This is a genomic window from Sphingobium soli (genome assembly GCF_020782245.1).
Classification (GTDB): Bacteria; Pseudomonadota; Alphaproteobacteria; order Sphingomonadales; family Sphingomonadaceae; genus Sphingobium; species Sphingobium soli.
Genome location: NZ_JAJGNP010000031.1, coordinates 1 through 16,141, shown reverse-complemented (window position 1 = coordinate 16,141; position 16,141 = coordinate 1). Strand labels below are relative to the sequence as shown.

Below are 16,141 nucleotides of genomic sequence, written 5' to 3'. Positions count from 1 at the left end.
TTCGTCGATCTATGGTCGTGAGGTCGTAAGCTTGGCTGGTCTTACAAGCGCCCCCATCTTCCGTCTGCGGGTGATGCCGTCTGTCGGGTACAAGGTCGTATACGCGGTCAGGACAACTCCCCGCGGGATAGATCTTCGTCGGACAGAAAATTCTATTCAATCACACGTCGAGGCCGATAAACTGCTCTATGGTTGTCTCCGGTCCGATGTTGCGTCCGGCTATGCGGTCGTGAATCCGTATTTCATCCTATCGGGGGCAACCCCCGTCAAACACATCGCAATCGCCCCGGGGCGCGTTACCCCGCGAAACTCTGTATAATCGCAAGGGCCGCAGGATGGATGCCGAACAGGCGGGTTGCCCTGTGCCAAAAGTCATCATTGGCGGTGGGCAGGGCCGCCGATTCTTGTATTGGCAAGTCCGGACAGATACCATCATTATTTGCTCATAAGGGCTGAGGCTTGACTCCCAGCTTCTGTCCATCCCAGTCCAAGCGACTTCTGTATGGCAACATAGCTGGCGGTGAGGGCCGCAACCGCACTGTGCAGGTTTGCCTCTGCAAGCCGCTGCTGGCGGTCAGCCTCAAGAGCGTCGCCTCTCGAAATGACCTGCCGCGCATAGCGCTGCCGCATCAGCGTTGCCGCTTCATCTGCTGACCGCTTGATTTCGGCAAAAGCGGCGACGTTTCGCCTTTGCTGTGCAAAGCGCGCAAGCGACGTCTCCGCATCCTCAAGCGCGCCGAGCACTACCTGCCGATATTGTGCCTCGGCTTCATCGCGACCAGAGCGTGCCTGTGATATCGCCGCTGACGTTCGTCCAAAATCGAGCAAGCCCCATTGCAGCTGAGGGACGGCGATGTTGGAAATATTGCCCAGATCTACCAGGTCTCCGATCGACGTGCCGCCAATCCCGAGAATCCCCATGAAGCTGATTTTCGGAAAACGAGCTGCTTCCGCGACTCCTATCCGGGAAGTTGTGGCAGCGAGACTGCGCTCCGCAGCGCGGATGTCGGGACGGCGACGCAGGAGCGCCGAAGGGTCTCCGATCGACACCCGCGCAGGGGGCATCGGGATATCGCGCCGTGGCGTCAATAGCGGATCGAGAGATCCCGGCGCTTCACCGGCGAGAACCGCTAGCGCATTCATATATATTACGATCTCAGCATCGGCTGCGGCGAGATCGCTGATCGTGGCCTGAACCGCGCGGTTCGCTTGGCCGACAGTAAAGGCCGGGATTGTGCCTTGCCCGAAACGCTGCCGGGCTAGGGCGAGCTGCTGCCGCTGAATGTCGAGACCTTCGCGAAAAGCGGCGGCGCGCTGCTGCCGGTCACGAAGATTGGTATAGGTCTGCGCGACTTCAGCGCTGAGCTGGACCTTTGCGTCTGCAACATTATACGCCGCTGCCGCCGCCAGCGCGTTTGCCGCTTCGATTTTTCGCACCTGCCCGCCCGCGAGATCTATTTCCCAGTTTGCGTTCAGACCAAGGTTGTAGAAACGCAGAGACGTGTCCGCATCCTGGGCGGATGAAGGCGCCGGAACAGGTGTGGGTGTAGTACTTCCTTGACTGGTCTGGAGATCGATCCCGGGAAGATCGGCAAATATGGCCGTGCCCTGAGCACCAGCCGTCGGCAGGCGGTTTGCTCGCTCCTGGCGTACAGACGCACGGGCTTGGCGAAGTCGGGCCTGCGCAACATCAATCGAGGGATTCGCGACAAGAGTGCGCCGCTCGAGCTCATCGAGAACCGGATCTTGCAGCGTCGCCCACCATTCGGCGAGTTCAGGCTCGCTGGTCGATGCATCTGCTGGTTGACGAACGAATGTTGGCCGCGGCGCGGCTTGGCCGAGCTCTGGTGGTCCGGAATAGTCCGGGCCGACCACACATCCACCAAGGAGCAGCGGAAGGATGAGACCACTTAACTTTGCCATTACCACCTCAATGCATCGTCAGCGACATCCCCTTGGGGAGCGGGCGAAGGAAAAACACGAACGGGAGCGTCACAAAAGTCGCTACCGCCATCGTCAAAAATATGTCGTTATAGGTCATGACGAACGCCTGCTGCTGAATAGTGCCAGCGAGCGACTGAAGGCCGGCGTCCATATTTCCCAGAGTATGAGACATCCCCGCGATATACTCCTGCACGCTTGGATCGTTTGCCCACAGCGTTTCCTCCATCCGTCGGCTGTGGAGTGACATGCGCTGGTCCTGGAACGACGTCAGGGCCGCCAGAGCGAATGAGCCACCGAGGTTTCGCGCAGCATTGAAGATGCCCGAGGCATCTCCAGCATCCTCCTTGCTGACTGAGGTAATGGCGGCTTGGTTCAGAAAGAGCATGACAAAGATCATCCCCACCCCGCGCAGCAGCTGACCGGTAGTAAAGGCTTCGCCTGCGGATTCCACTGTGAGACTGGTGTTCACAAAGCAGCTAGCAGCCATAAGCGCGAGGCCAGCACCAACGGCCAGCCTGATGTCGACAAACCGCATCAGAAACGGTACGAATGGCATCACAAAGAAGGCAGGAACGCCCATGAGAAAAATGACCTGTCCGGTCTCGAGGGCATTATAGTCGGCGATAAGCGACAGGAATTGCGGGATGACGAAGGTCGATCCGTACATCACCATGCCCAGCGCTAGCGCCATTATAACGACGCTGCCGAACTGTCTGCTCATGACGATTCGCAACTTAAGGACGGGCTTTGTTGCCCGGATCTGTCCGATCCCCAACATCACAAACCCTGCTACTGTTATAAACGTCAGCCGGATGATAAGCGTCGATTCGAACCAGTCTTCACGGTGCCCCTCCTCGAGCACGATCGTCAGTCCTCCAAGGCCAAGGATCAGGCCTATAATACCCAACCAGTCGGCCTCGCGAAGATAGACCCAATTCGTACGTTCGTGCGGCAGGCCGAGCAACAGGAGCAAGAGGAGTATCCCGCAGACCGGCACATTGACGAAGAAGGCATAATGCCAGCTCAAATTTTCCGTCAGCCAGCCACCGAGCAAGGGGCCAAGAACGGGCCCCAAGATTACTGTCATTCCGAAAAGGGCCATCCCGATAGGCTGCTGGGGTGGCGGGAGTCGCTTTGCGACAATCGTCATGGCGGTCGGTATCAGCAGCCCTCCCATAAGGCCCTGCCCGGTTCGTCCGATGATCATCGTCATAAGGTCGGTGGCGATGCCGCATAGGATGGAGAACCCGGTAAAGGCAGTCACGGAAATGAGAAGGAGGGTTCTCAGTCCCAAAAGCCGCTCCAGCCAAGCGCTCAGCGGAATGACGACGATCTCGGCAACGAGAAAGGCGGTGGCGATCCACGTTCCCTCAGTGCCGGTTGCTCCGATTTCGCCTTGGATCGTTGGCAGTGCCGAGTTGACGATCGAGATGTCGAGGGTCGCCAGCAGTGCGCCGAGCGAGCCGGCAGCCACAGCGATCCAAGCGGTCAAGTCCGCACGCGCGGAACGAGCTGCGTCTGGAGATGCTGTGACCGTGACCACTGTCAACGCTTCCGGCTTACGGCCTGACGGAGTCGATCCATCTCTCCTCTGGCTGAACGCGTATCGACCGTTACTCCAACCGACATTCCCGGCACAAGGAGCCTGCGCACTTCGAGAGGAGCATCGATTGCAATGCGTACAGGCACGCGCTGTACGATCTTTGTGAAGTTTCCGGTCGCATTCTGGGGGGGGAGCACCGAGAACTGGGCGCCCGTGCCAGGAGCGACACTGGCAATACGCCCGGTCAGTTCGACGCCAGGGAGCGCATCGATTTCGATGCCAACAGGCTGGCCGACGCGCATAAGCCCCAGTTGAGTCTCTTTGAAATTCGCCTCTATGAACAATCGATCGACAGGAACCAGTGTCATCAGGCGCGTACCGGGCTGCACGAATTGCCCGACACGGACAGCCAGGTCGCCCACACGGCCATTGATGGCAGCCTTAAGCACTGTCGATTCGACGTTGACGCGCGCCACCTTGAGTTGGGCACGCGCGGCCTCTGCTTGCGACTGGGCCTGACGTACCTGCGCGCTCAGTGTACCGACACGCCGTTGCGCGGCAATCAGCGCGGCATGCGCAGCATTGGTTCGCTCGCGAGCTTGCCGTGCCTGCGTCTGAAGCTGCGCGAAACGCTCCCCTGGCTCGGCGCCGGATGCGGCAAGCGGCTGATATCGCGTAACCTGCTGTGCGGCGAAAGCAGCCTCGGCGCGCGCCGCGTCGAGCTGGGCTTGCGCTTGCGCTATGGTTGCCTGTTGTTCGGAAATCTGAGAGCGCGTCGTATCCCCCGCAGCCGTTGCCGTTTCGATCTGGCTGGTAATCTGTTCAGTCTGCGCCCGATATTCGCGGGGATCGAGTTCAGCTAGAGACTGCCCCTGCCGAACCGTCTGATTCTCGATAACGAACACCCGTTCAACATATCCGGCGATCTTGGGCGCTGTGATGACGGAATCCGCCGCAACATAGGCGTTGTCGGTCACCTGCATGTATCGGCCCCGGTTCTGATGATCCAAGTACCAGACAAGGCCACCAATGAGCAGCAAGATCGCGCTAATGAGCATCGCCAGGCGAACGCGTGGCGATTTAAGCGGGGACGCTGCCGATTCGCCGAGGCCCTCAGGATCCGCCGAAGCAGTGGCCGACTTGTCCGCCATATAAATTACAATTCCCCATGATGCGCGGTGCGGTTCTGCTCTTGCAGCATTAAAGGGCGCTCGGCAATTGCATATTATATGGAACCTCAGCGTTTACGCCCCTATCATTCGCTCTTGCCCGACGCCGCTGGACCGGTACTAACCATCAGCCGCCCTATCAGGCTGTAGCTCCCCCCAACTTCACGTCAGAATCAGAATATACCGAGGAACGATTTGTTAAGCTGGGGCACAAATACAGAAGCTGAACGCGCATGATGCCCACCATTTCGGCGAGAAGATTACTGGTGCCTACAGGACGGTCGATAAAAACTGAGCCGAGATCCGATGTCCAGGTTCAATCCGCGCAACGATGGGCTATCGTGATATGAGCAGCGCCATCCGAAAATTGCCGTGCCACTTTGATTGGATGGGTGCCGTCACCTTGTCCGACAGCGATATTATGGGCGGTCTCGACCGCTAGTACTTTCTTGTTAGTCTCGCCGGAGTTATTGCCCTGCAATGCCAAGCTCACGAGATAATGCGCAGCCTCACACAGCGGCATTGAATTCAATAGCGTCAGCTTTCGTCGTTAATTTTTACTACCCGGACAGCGCCGTGCGAGCGCTGTTCCACGAAGAAAGCCGCGGCGCGCGAAGCCGGCGTCGATTGCTGACGCCAGGCGTCTTTCGGCCGGAGCTGCGCCCGAAATCTCCCGAACTAAGCCCCGAAACGGTATGATTGTGTTAACAATAGTTTTTCCTCCAGCCTCGGCTAGCCGACCAGGCCTGTTCTCTTTTTTGTTGTTGCCGACGGCAAAATCAGGTCCGAGGACGCTATCGAGCTCCGTGGTTGCGGCCTTGATCTGCGCACAGGATTTCAAACCGGAGAGGCCATATGGATTTTCTTGCGCTCTTTCCAGAATAACTGGAATTTCAGTTTTGGCCGCGCCAATATCTTTCGCCGGCTGAGTGACGATTTCCCGACCGCGGTCAACTGTCTCATCTTTTCTGGCGGGTTGCTCGGGGCTTTGTCCAAGAGCCGCCATGGCAAAAATAAGTATCATCATCCGCCAAATATCCTGAAGACAAGGTTGAAAGCATAAACACGACCGCTGTGGGGTTCACTGTTGCCGCGCTTGAAATAACAGCAGATGCCCACAAGGGCATGACGATCACATTGAGTGGCGCCCGTGAAGAACGGGCGCCACTATGATCATTGACCGCCGGTCAATGCTGAAGGAAGAAGTGCCTTCCCGTTGGTGAGTTCTTGCTCAAGTGTGGGAACGGCGGTGCCCGCGACTTGCTTCAAGGCTGGGTCGGTGCCGTCTTGCGCATAGCCTTTGTTGATGGCCCATGCCGCCTGCAGTACCTGGGCGGACTGGGATAGATAAAGATTATCGAAGCTGCCGCGCGGCGTCTTCTGGAGCAGCTTCACGAGTGCGGCTCTGTCGGAGGAAAGCGATGACGATGGCGCTTTTATCGTCCGCTGATCGTTGCGCAGCGCCGCCATGAGAGCTTTCTGGGCGATTTGCGCTTCTGTCTGAACACGTTTGGCATAAGCCTTCACATCGTCACGCTGGGCCTTGGTCACGGCGAGCTGCGCCGCTTTTATTTGATAGAGGTTCGCATCCGATGCAGCCATCACAAACGCTGGCTCATTCTGTCCAGCTATCGGTGTCGTGCCGGTATCCATGCTCGACATTGAACCTGTGTTCGTTGGCGAAACAGCTTGGGCAAGAGCCCCTGAACCTGAAAGCGCTAGCGCGCCCGCGGCCATAATGACTTTCAGCATAGTACCTTCTCCGTAGAATAGATTGCGAGCGGTCAAGTGGCCGCATCACGTTAAACGTGACCACGTCGTAACGATGCTGTTGGATAATCGTTCCACCATCACCCGCATTGCATAAATTGAATTGTCAAATCAATAGCAATTGAATCGGCAGCAGATTCCATTGGCTAATCGGATAGAAATATTAGGAATTGCAAGATTTGACTTATCACATGGTCGATATGCTATCGCTTATTAAGACCTGGAACCCGATATTCACTATCTTACTTAATTTGGCTCCGATCGGGTCGGTCCTTCAAATAAAAACAAAACTCGTAGATACCTACGAAGGTATCCGGCGCATGGCGATTTTGTACATGCAATTACGCCCGAAAGTTGCTGAGATCGGCGACAGGCTCATGATCAATTTATCTCCTGCTTGCGATCCATCCGATCCTTGGATGTATCTAGCGCGCGCTCTGTGGAATGCTTCCGCGCTGTATCCGCGGACCAATCCGTCAATTCTGTGGTTGAGCGAGCTACTGCACGATCGAAAGCGGCGACTATCCCACTTGTGGTATTTGCGGAAGCTGGCTCCTGCACCAAGAAGCGCTTGGCCTCGACGGGACGACGATCAGAAAGATCAAACAGGGTTGCATCGCCTTCGATAATGACAGTGGGCGGTGCTTTTTCACCCCCATCTAGGGCATACCTTGCTTCGAATCGCTCGATATCAATCTGCAGCGCATGCGATGCCCCGGTGGCGTTTCTCACGCCCGTCAGGCGCACGTCAGGTGCCCGCGCCGCATATTGACGCATCAGCGCCTGGGTGAAAAGATCGGGGACCGGCGCCACCCAACGAACCCCCTTGAGGTAGAGCGCACGCTCCCCCCGCGTGGTGAGCATGCGATCGCCCTCCACCTCCTGCGAGAACCGGGGGCGAAGCAGAGATACAGAGCGAGTCGGGAGCGCACCCTGCATCCCGGTGACGGGCGTGGGGTCAACCACGCCAAACCTGAAAAGGTCAGCGCGCTCGCCGCCGCCTAGCAGGTTTCCACAGCTAGCCAGCAGCAAGGCGCTCGACAGAAGTGCAAAAGTCCGATTCCTGGTTGATAATGTCACTTAGGCAACTCCAGTTCAGTACCCCGGCTTTTGGCCAGAGCTTCGCGGGGACTTTGTCGGATCCCGCGAATTAGCCCGTCCAGCGATTCAGCTGTTTCTTGCAATGTCAGCATAGTCGCATTGATATTAGGGATCGTGGTCGTGCCGATATCGGCGCTTTGCGTGTCGAGTTTGGCGATCACGCCGCGAGCCTCATGAACTGCCGATTTGAGCTCGTTTGCCGCTTGGGAGATGTCGGCGAAGGCGCGCTTGCCATCGCCATCGGCAATCTGCCGAACGGACGAGGCCGCGCCCTGAATATCGTCAGCCGCCCGATCCAGTTTGGCGAGCGCAGAACCGGCATGGGCGAACATGGTCCGATTGGCCGCCAGTTCCGCCGTAGTCATTCGGACATCGCGAATGGCGCCGCCGATGTTGGCGATATTACGGTCAGACAGGACCTTGTTCACACGGCTCAGTGCCTCGGTCGCGCTTGCCACCACCTGTCCGCCGCCTTGCAGCAACGAAGACATAGCGTTGGGCTTGCTGGGGATGACAGGTCGCTTACCGTGATCATTGGTCTTGAGAAGGGGCTTGCTCGGCGTGCCAGCGCTGATTTGAACGATGCTGACCCCTGAGATGCCCTGACTTTCAGAGGATGCGACCGAATCTTCGCGGACCGGTGTCCCGCGCGTCAGTTCGATATCCGTGATAACACGGTTGGGGTCGCGTTGGTCGAGGCGGATTCCGCCGATTTCCCCGACCTTGATGCCGTTGAACTGCACTTCGCCTCCAACGCTTAAGCCTCTGACCGGCCCATGAAACACGATCTGGTAAGAATCACTTCCTTTGGCCGAACCGCCGAGCCAGACAACAAAAACAAGCGTGGCGATAAGCAACGCGATGGAGGCGGCGCCTACCAGAGCATAGTTGGCATGGCGTTCCATCAGCTTTCTTTCTCTTTTTTGGCGGCACGGCCTCGCGGTCCCAGAAGATAGCTCCGGATCCACGGGTGATCTGACCGTTCAAGTTCTTTGATCGTTGCAACAGCGGCGATTTTCTTGTCAGCGACAACCGCAACGCGGTCGCAAATCGCGTACAGAGTATCGAGGTCGTGGGTGATTATGAACACGGTGAAGCCAAGAGCATCCCGCAATGTTCTGATAAGATCATCGAATTCGGCTGCAGCAATTGGATCGAGGCCGGCAGTCGGCTCGTCGAGAAAGAGGATATCCGGATCCAGCGCGATTGCGCGGGCTACCCCCGCGCGCTTGCGCATTCCGCCAGATAGCTCGGCAGGCTTCAAGCAGCCTGCATCTTCCGGCAAACCAGCAAGCTTGATCTTCAGCCTTGCAAGATCGTGCACATACTCATGTGTGAGTTTCGTATGTTCTAGAAGTGGCGCCTCGACATTTTCCTGTACGGTGAGAAAGGAGAATAATGCGCCTTGCTGGAACATCACCCCAATCCGACGCTCGACTTCACTGTGCGCTTGCGGATCGCGGATGTCCTGCCCGAATATCTCGACGGATCCGCCATCGGGCTGCTTGAGGCCCAGGATAGTGTTGAGCAGCACCGACTTACCGGAACCCGATCCGCCAACCACACCCAATATCTCACCGCGCTTGACCTCAAGGCCGAGATCCTCATGGATGACCTTGTCGCCAAAAGCCGTGCGCAGGCCTTTGACGCGAATGGGCACGTCTTCGGCATCGGTTTCCAGAGGCGCGCTCACAGATCGAGCGCCATGAAGATCACCGCGAAAATCGCATCGAACATAATGACCATGAAGATTGACTGGACGACCGCGGATGTCACATTTTGACCAAGGCTTTGGACATCGCCGCCGACCATAAGGCCATGCCGACAGCCCGCAGCAGCGATGATCAGAGCCAGAAACGGCGCTTTGCACATGCCTATCCAGAAATGCTTAATGTCTACCGTTTCGAGCGTACGCTGGATGAAAAAGACCGGGCTGATATCAATCGTCACCCAACTGACCAACAGTCCGCCAGCAAGACCGCCGATATCCGCGCAGAAGGTCATGAGAGGCATCATGAGAAGCGCGGCTAATATGCGCGGGATTACCAGCGCATCGAAACGGTCCACACCCATAACCTGCATCGCATCGGTTTCCTGGTTCATCCGCATCGAACCGATCTGAGCGGCAAAGGAAGATGCGGAACGTCCAGACAGAAGGATGGCGGTGATCACTACGCCGAACTCGCGCAGGATGGCCACGCCCACCAACTGGATCGTGAACACCTCAACGCCAAGCGTTGTCAAAAGGTTGGTGCCAACAAGCGCAATGACCGCGCCGATGAAGAAGGTCATGATAAAAACTATCGGAAGCCCATTAATGCCCGCGTCCTGCATGAAAGCGACAAGCGGCGTCATGCGCAATCGGCGAGGATTGCCAAGCGTACGGCCGAGCGCGATAATAAGCTGTCCAGTGAACACCAGCATCTGGTAGGCGTCACCGGCGGTCCCGATTACCTGACGGCCGAAGCGCTCGAAAAATCCTAGAACACCAGTGACGCCAGCCTTACCGGACGACTCTTGTTCAAGGGCAGGTCGAACAAGGTCTATCAGCCTTTGCAAATCCTCTCTTTCGCCAAAGTCAATTTCGGCGCCTGGAGCCATGGACCGCAAAAGTAGGAGGGCACCAGCAGTGTCGATCCGCCCTAGAGCAGAAAGATCGAGACGCTGCACGTCTAGACTCCTGGCCGCCTGGGCATCCAGGCGCCCTTCCGCATCGCCCAAAGCAAGCGAAGTCCAGTCACCGCTCACATGCAGAGTCTGGCCGCCACCCTCGTCAATATGCCAATCTGCCGCGATCATCGCACTGGCAGCATGGGAATTGAACAGCGGACGATTTCGGCTGCTGCTGGCATCAACGCCACGCAGCGCATATCTTGAACTACGCCATGGTCAAGCATTGGGGTCTCACGATGACGATCGAGCAATGGCGCGCCAAAGGCCAAGAGCGGTCAGCTTCGTCGCAGTCATAACTTTATCCTCTCCTCTTGCCATGCCATCAAAGATTGAGCAAGGACATAACATATGGAACCTCAGGAAGTTCATTTGCGCGCGCTCGCGACGGCCTTTGGCTGGACCTGGTACAGAATGCGGCGGCTGATCGACGCGCACCTTGCGTCCCAAGGTGCATCGATGGCCCGTCTTAAGCTGCTAGTATATCTCGCCGAGCAACCCAGCCGCTCAACCGATATTGCAAGCTTCTTCGATCAGGCCCCGCGCACGGTAACCCAGGCGATTGACTGGTTGGAGCAGAATGGTCTGGTCACACGCTCGCCCGTTGAAGAGGACCGCCGTGTAAAGCTCGTGGAAATCACGGACGCAGGCAGGGCGATGCTGGAGCAGGCCCTGCCACTCTACGATGGCATTGTGGCAAAGACCTTCGGCAGCTTGACCGCGGAAGAACTGGAAGCATTGGATAGGGCGATCCTTCACCTCGACAAGGTCGTGGATCAACTCGAAACGCAAGCTGGCTTCCGCCAAGGTCGGGTCCCCACGCTCAAGGCACATAACGATGGCTGATCCTCATTTGATGGACGGGCCTGAAGCGGTCGCATTGAAGGAGCGGGAGCGGTTCGCACAAATCCTGCTTCTGTTCGGGCGACATGGCCTCAAGGGAATGGCCTCCCGGCTAGGTCTCAGACTGGGTGGTGAGGAACCATTTGATAGCGCTCGACCAGAAGCAGTCGTTGCGCTGCTGCAAGATATCGGTCCTGCGGCGGTCAAGTTCGGGCAGATTCTTGCAATGCGAAGTGATCTGTTGGAGCCCGATTGGATCGATGCGCTTTCGAAACTTCAGGACCGGGTTCCGCCGCTGCCGTTCGCCACCGTGCGACCACTTATCGAAGAGGCGATCGGCGGAACTGTGGAAAGCTATTTCGCCTCGTTTGAAGACGAAGCGATTGCGGCCGGCTCGATCGCTCAGGTCCATGCAGCAACGCTGCTCGACGGCCGGGACGTTATCGTCAAGGTCCGTCGTCCCGGGATCGAGCGGATTGTCGACGCCGACCTTCGGCTGCTGCGCCGCGTCGCCCGGATCGCAGAGCGCCGCATCCCCGAGATCGCGCGACTCAAGCCGGACGAACTGCTGCGCCACTTCGCTGAAAGTATCGATCGGGAAATGGACCTCGGCGCGGAAGCTCGCGCCAGCGATACGATCGGAGAGTATCTCAAAGCTTTCGGCGTGCGAACGGCTCGCTTCGACTGGGAGTTGTCCGGCAGGCGTGTCAACATACAGGAGCGGTTTCGAGGCCTCGCGGCAAGCGATCTGGAGGCGGCACGGCAGGGCGACCTTGATCTCACGAGCCTCGCCAGCACCTATGCGCAGGCGATCCTCCACATGATCGTCATCAATGGTCATTTCCACGCCGATCCCCACCCCGGCAACGTCTTTTTCCTGGAGGACGGAACGCTGGCGCTTATCGACTTCGGAGCGGTGGGGACGCTTCTGCCGAGACGCCGGGAGGAATTGGTACGGCTTGGCCTGGCGATCGCGGCGGCGGACACAAGCGGGGTCGTCGATATTCTGCTGCTTTGGGCGGGCGACCCTGATGTTGACCGTGTCAGGCTGGAAGAGGCCCTGGACGAACTGATCAACCGTTTCAGCAATGTTCTGCTGGAGCAAATTGACCTTACCGACATTTTCAAGATGGTCTTTGCGATACTGCGCGACTTTCATCTCGCGCTCCCGCCCGATCTGGCACTGGTGCTCCGGACGCTGCTCACAGCAGAGGGATTTGTCCGGCGCATCGATCCGACATTTGACATCACTCGAGAACTGGCTCCGCTGGCAAAGGAACTGATGCGCGAGCGAACGAGTCCTGCGCGATTGCGTGGCGAAGCGGGCAAGCTATTTGCAGCGCTTGGAAGAGCCGCCTTGTCAACGCCGAGCCTGGTGGGACAGATCGAGAGAGTTGCGCGTACCGGGTCTATCACCGTCAGTATCGCACCCAGGGATCTTGAACGATTGCGCGGCGATGAGCGCAACAGCAGAGCCACTCCCCAGCTCTACCCCGCAGCATTGGGAATATGTGCTGCAATCCTTTTCGCCTCGGAACCGATGATCGCCGGGCTGCTGGCGGTGCTTTCCATTGCCCTGGCAATTGGCGAACGAGTGAAGCGGCGATGATCACGTTCCAAATCTCGCGAAAAGTCAAAGCTTATTTGTCGCGCTGCCGGCTCCAGGATTTCTAGGTCGCATGGAAACGCGTTCGAACTGGTTGAAGGTGAGCCTTGTTGTCGGCCTGCTCATAGCCGCCGTCATTGGGTTCACCCTGTGGCTCATCCAGTCGCGTGAGGCTGACGGGGCCACGTATGAGGTGCAGTTTAAACAATCGGTCGACGGCGTTCAAATCGGATCGGGCGTCAACCTTCTTGGTGTTCCCGTCGGGAAAGTAACCCAGGTCCGGCTCCAACCTTCAAATCCGGGTACGGTGATGGTCCGGTTCGTCCTTACCAAGGACATCTTACTCCATCGCGGCGTGACAGCGTCGATCGATAAATCATTCTTCGATGGATCGGCAGAAATAAGCCTGGCGGGAAGCAACAAGCGTGAACCGGCACTTACAGTTCAAGCGGGACAGCCATTCCCGCTTGTGCCAGTGAAGACCGGCGGTCTCCTGAGCGGTGATCTCAATCCAGGCGAGATGATCGCCAAGATATCGTCAGGTGCCGAGAGCATCTCAAAGAAGCTGGACCCTGCCGGTCAGCGATCAATCGAGGAACGTCTTGGCCAACTCGCGCTGCGCTCGCGGGACTGGAAAAGCGATGCCAGTCAAATCGCGGCGGAGGTCCTGCAGGAAGACAGGATCCATTCTCTAGGGAATGTGATGGCTCGGGCGGGAGACGACGCGGAGAGGCTTCGCCTGAGGCTCGAGGCATCGCGGGGCGGTCTTCGCGACAGCCTCGGCCGGCCCTTGCATGATGCCGAAGGCAAGGCCCGGTCTCTGGGCCTATCCATTGCACACGCACGGCCCCGGATCAGGCAATTGGAAGGGGATGCGCAACAAATCGCCGAAACCGCCCGCTCCGTTCGCGAACCAGTTCGACGCGTGGGCGATGCGGCCAAGAAGATTGACCGGGAAGGCTTGGGATCTCCCAAACTACCTGACTACCGGCCCACGACTGAGGAACGGAAATAGATGATCGCGATCGACCGCTCAGGAACGGACCAACCCTCGTCTTCATGCACAGGCGCGCAATCAGCTTCTGTGAAGCACGAAGTCAGGACGATAGAACGACCCTCTCAATTCTTCGCGCGTGTGTGGATGCAACGTCCTGAAGTGGCGCAAAGGCAACGCCAAAAATGGACTAAGGGGTTTATCTTCAATCGGGCCTGCAAGACCGAGACTGGTGGATGACCGGGAAGAATCGCACAATCGATGGAGCCGCTGGTATCAGCCTGGCTGTTGAAGTGAAGGGCGAGTGCGGGGCGATGCCCGTCTTGCTTGCCCACGGGGCGGGTCAGACTCGCCGCGCCTGGAAGCGGGTAATGCAAGATCTGGTCGAGGCGGGGTTTCGCGCTATCGCTATCGACATGCGTGGGCATGGCGACAGCGACTGGTCGAGCGCAGGTGCCTATGACGTGCGCGACTTTGCGGCCGATCTCGTCGCGGTAGCATCAAGAATGGATCGCAAACCGGCTCTGGTAGGCGCCTCCCTTGGCGGCCTTGCCGGAATGATAGCCGAAGGAGACCTCGCCCCAGGCAGCTTCGCGTCGCTCACTCTTGTAGATATAGCCCCGCGTATCGATCCGGGCGGCGTGATGCGGGTGGTCAGCTTCATGCAAGAACATGTCGAGACTGGCTTTTCGTCTCCGGAAGAAGCTGCACAAGTCATTGCGCGCTACATGCCTCATCGTCGCAAGCGCAGAGCGGGTGATGGCCTGCGGCACTATCTCCGGCATAAAGAGGATGGCCGCTATTACTGGCACTGGGATCCAGCATTTATTAGCAATATGGTGGCTGCACATTGCAGCGATACCGCGCATCAGGAGCAGCAAGTCAATATATTATACAAGGCTGCCGCTAATTTGACGCTACCGCTTCATCTGATCAGGGGCGGATCTAGTGATCTTGTCTCGAAAGGCGCTGTCGAACATCTACGCGAATTGGCGCCGCATGCTGAATATACCGACATAATCGATGCCACGCATATGGTCGCAGGCGATGCAAACGACGCCTTTTCTGCCGCAATTCTCGGCTTTTTAGGGCGCCAGTCGACCTCCTAGAGGGACGAGCATGGGAGAAGAGATTTTGCTCCAGATCATCGAGGGTCGGACGACTTGCTGTGCAGAGCGCCATACATTGGTGGGTTTGCCTAAGATGACACTCGGTAACTGGCTGCTGCCTCGCTCACTGGACTGCTATCCATAACGAAGGTGACGAAAGTTGACGACCAAAAATCTGACCGGCATGCTGGCCAAAAAGATGCCGCAGGAAACAGGCACCGCGCGCACAAAGGGCGAAACCCTGTTCCAGCTATTCTTTGCGCTCATCCAATGGCCTTGGCTGTTGAAAAGCCTTTATGGGGGAAACAAAGCTGAAAAAAATGCTGTTCTTGAGCGTATAAACCTTGAACAGGACGCCTTGCCTCATCTTGGCAGCTGGAAAGCAGACACTTACCTTCTTCACAGGATTGTTGATGAGATTGAAGTCCGACAACCGAAAAATGTTGTGGAATTAGGTTCCGGAGTAACTTCGCTGGTTATCGCCAAAGCATTGTCGCTTCACGGTGGCGGGCATTTATACAGCTACGATCAGTATGAACCGTTCGTTGAGCAGATGGGCATTTGGCTCGCTGAGCACCACCTGTCGGCAAGTTTCAGCCATGCTCCGCTGAACTTTCGGGACAAGGCCTGGCCTGGATTATGGTATGTCTTGCATCACCTTCCAAAGACAATTGATCTGCTTGTCATAGATGGACCGCCTTGGTCAATACATCCCTTTACCCGAGGAATGGCGGAACGCCTTTTCGAACGTATCGCACCGGGAGGCCTTATCATGCTCGATGATGCAGCAAGACCAGGAGAAAGATACGTGGCGCGACGCTGGAGGAAAACCTGGAGAGACTTCGAGTTCAAGTTCGAAGGCAAGGGCGCCAAAGGCCTGCTAACGGGACGGAGGATCGACGGATCAGATAATCGCCAAAAGTGACGCTGCAATGCATTATCGACTTCCGTTGCTGATTCGGTTTGATCATTCCCAAGGGTTCCGGACGAGTCTTTGAAGGGCACGTCCGGAGCCTTTTGAGCACCAATGCTGCATTGGAGCGGATCATCTTGCCCATCCTCGAAGCATGGCGCAGCATGCGCAGCCAGACCGCAGAGCTCGGGAAGCAGCTCGTTTGCGGGGCACCAGAGCGACGCGTGCAAGCTGGCAGTCATAATGCATCAGATGCTGAAGACTGGCGAGCTGTTCGACAGGTCAGCAAACGCAAAGCCTTAAACCAGTTCACGAGGAAGCTAGAAGGAAAAACCATAGCCGATCACGCCGGTATCCGGCGCCCGGTCGTCTCGTCGGGACGTTGGTCAGGCCATTCCGTCCAACAACGTTCCAGTTGCAATTACTGTCGGCAAAATGCGCGCACCACACTGGAAGGCCTCTCTTGCGAAACCCATCAT

14 protein-coding genes and 1 pseudogene are annotated in these 16,141 nt (G+C 57.4%); 6 read left to right on the top strand and 9 right to left on the bottom strand.

Annotated features, from left to right (window positions below; genetic code table 11):
- Positions 1 to 435 precede the first annotated feature (435 nt).
- The 9 genes from LL253_RS19380 to LL253_RS19340 form a co-directional block, all read right to left on the bottom strand.
- Complete coding sequence (locus tag LL253_RS19380; RefSeq protein ID WP_050763085.1) at positions 436 to 1,923, bottom strand: efflux transporter outer membrane subunit; 1,488 nt, start codon at positions 1,921 to 1,923, stop codon at positions 436 to 438.
- A gap of 7 nt (positions 1,924 to 1,930) precedes the next feature.
- Entirely contained in the window at positions 1,931 to 3,436 is a 1,506-nt protein-coding gene (locus LL253_RS19375; protein WP_009824031.1) for an MDR family MFS transporter, read from the bottom strand.
- A gap of 53 nt (positions 3,437 to 3,489) precedes the next feature.
- On the bottom strand, positions 3,490 to 4,638 hold the full coding sequence (locus LL253_RS19370; protein WP_009824032.1) for an HlyD family secretion protein: 1,149 nt from the start codon (positions 4,636 to 4,638) through the stop codon (positions 3,490 to 3,492).
- Between the two features lie 568 nt (positions 4,639 to 5,206).
- The gene (locus LL253_RS19365; RefSeq protein WP_009824033.1) at positions 5,207 to 5,680 is read right to left on the bottom strand and encodes a hypothetical protein; all 474 of its coding nucleotides are present in this window, start codon (positions 5,678 to 5,680) and stop codon (positions 5,207 to 5,209) included.
- Positions 5,681 to 5,829: 149 nt separating this feature from the next.
- Positions 5,830 to 6,408 (bottom strand): DUF4142 domain-containing protein, encoded by a 579-nt coding sequence (locus tag LL253_RS19360; RefSeq protein ID WP_225870697.1) that lies wholly within the window; start codon positions 6,406 to 6,408, stop codon positions 5,830 to 5,832.
- Between the two features lie 399 nt (positions 6,409 to 6,807).
- A complete protein-coding gene (locus LL253_RS19355; protein ID WP_186378984.1) occupies positions 6,808 to 7,392 on the bottom strand; it encodes an ABC-type transport auxiliary lipoprotein family protein in 585 nt (194 codons plus the stop codon).
- Between the two features lie 110 nt (positions 7,393 to 7,502).
- A complete protein-coding gene (locus LL253_RS19350; RefSeq protein ID WP_009824036.1) occupies positions 7,503 to 8,432 on the bottom strand; it encodes an MlaD family protein in 930 nt (309 codons plus the stop codon).
- On the bottom strand, positions 8,432 to 9,220 hold the full coding sequence (locus tag LL253_RS19345) for an ABC transporter ATP-binding protein (protein ID WP_009824037.1): 789 nt from the start codon (positions 9,218 to 9,220) through the stop codon (positions 8,432 to 8,434). Before LL253_RS19345 ends, LL253_RS19350 begins: the two co-directional genes overlap by 1 nt.
- Positions 9,217 to 10,326 (bottom strand): ABC transporter permease, encoded by a 1,110-nt coding sequence (locus LL253_RS19340; protein ID WP_031291247.1) that lies wholly within the window; start codon positions 10,324 to 10,326, stop codon positions 9,217 to 9,219. The genes LL253_RS19345 and LL253_RS19340 overlap by 4 nt, the downstream gene beginning before the upstream one ends.
- Before the next feature lie 222 nt (positions 10,327 to 10,548).
- Between LL253_RS19340 and LL253_RS19335 the strand changes: the two genes are divergently transcribed.
- The 6 genes and pseudogenes from LL253_RS19335 to LL253_RS19310 form a co-directional block, all read left to right on the top strand.
- A complete protein-coding gene (locus LL253_RS19335; protein ID WP_009824040.1) occupies positions 10,549 to 11,043 on the top strand; it encodes a MarR family winged helix-turn-helix transcriptional regulator in 495 nt (164 codons plus the stop codon).
- Positions 11,036 to 12,649: an ABC1 kinase family protein gene (locus tag LL253_RS19330; RefSeq protein WP_009824041.1), complete on the top strand. Its 1,614-nt coding sequence runs from the start codon at positions 11,036 to 11,038 to the stop codon at positions 12,647 to 12,649. The genes LL253_RS19335 and LL253_RS19330 overlap by 8 nt, the downstream gene beginning before the upstream one ends.
- Before the next feature lie 70 nt (positions 12,650 to 12,719).
- Positions 12,720 to 13,661, top strand: coding sequence for an MlaD family protein (locus LL253_RS19325; RefSeq protein WP_009824042.1), 942 nt, complete (start codon positions 12,720 to 12,722; stop codon positions 13,659 to 13,661).
- Between the two features lie 215 nt (positions 13,662 to 13,876).
- Positions 13,877 to 14,749, top strand: coding sequence for an alpha/beta fold hydrolase (locus LL253_RS19320; protein ID WP_021245287.1), 873 nt, complete (start codon positions 13,877 to 13,879; stop codon positions 14,747 to 14,749).
- Between the two features lie 160 nt (positions 14,750 to 14,909).
- A complete protein-coding gene (locus LL253_RS19315; protein ID WP_021245286.1) occupies positions 14,910 to 15,674 on the top strand; it encodes a class I SAM-dependent methyltransferase in 765 nt (254 codons plus the stop codon).
- 38 nt (positions 15,675 to 15,712) lie between these two features.
- Positions 15,713 to 16,141 (top strand): annotated as a pseudogene (locus LL253_RS19310) (hypothetical protein); the annotation flags it as partial.

Coding starts and splice junctions, on each gene's coding strand:
- LL253_RS19370 (WP_009824032.1), bottom strand. CDS start 4,638: ATGGCGGACAAGTCGGCCACTGCTTCGGCGGATCCTGAGGGCCTCGGC.
- LL253_RS19325 (WP_009824042.1), top strand. CDS start 12,720: ATGGAAACGCGTTCGAACTGGTTGAAGGTGAGCCTTGTTGTCGGCCTG.
- LL253_RS19360 (WP_225870697.1), bottom strand. CDS start 6,408: ATGCTGAAAGTCATTATGGCCGCGGGCGCGCTAGCGCTTTCAGGTTCA.
- LL253_RS19320 (WP_021245287.1), top strand. CDS start 13,877: ATGACCGGGAAGAATCGCACAATCGATGGAGCCGCTGGTATCAGCCTG.
- LL253_RS19380 (WP_050763085.1), bottom strand. CDS start 1,923: ATGGCAAAGTTAAGTGGTCTCATCCTTCCGCTGCTCCTTGGTGGATGT.
- LL253_RS19365 (WP_009824033.1), bottom strand. CDS start 5,680: ATGATACTTATTTTTGCCATGGCGGCTCTTGGACAAAGCCCCGAGCAA.
- LL253_RS19340 (WP_031291247.1), bottom strand. CDS start 10,326: ATGATCGCGGCAGATTGGCATATTGACGAGGGTGGCGGCCAGACTCTG.
- LL253_RS19335 (WP_009824040.1), top strand. CDS start 10,549: ATGGAACCTCAGGAAGTTCATTTGCGCGCGCTCGCGACGGCCTTTGGC.
- LL253_RS19330 (WP_009824041.1), top strand. CDS start 11,036: ATGGCTGATCCTCATTTGATGGACGGGCCTGAAGCGGTCGCATTGAAG.
- LL253_RS19350 (WP_009824036.1), bottom strand. CDS start 8,432: ATGGAACGCCATGCCAACTATGCTCTGGTAGGCGCCGCCTCCATCGCG.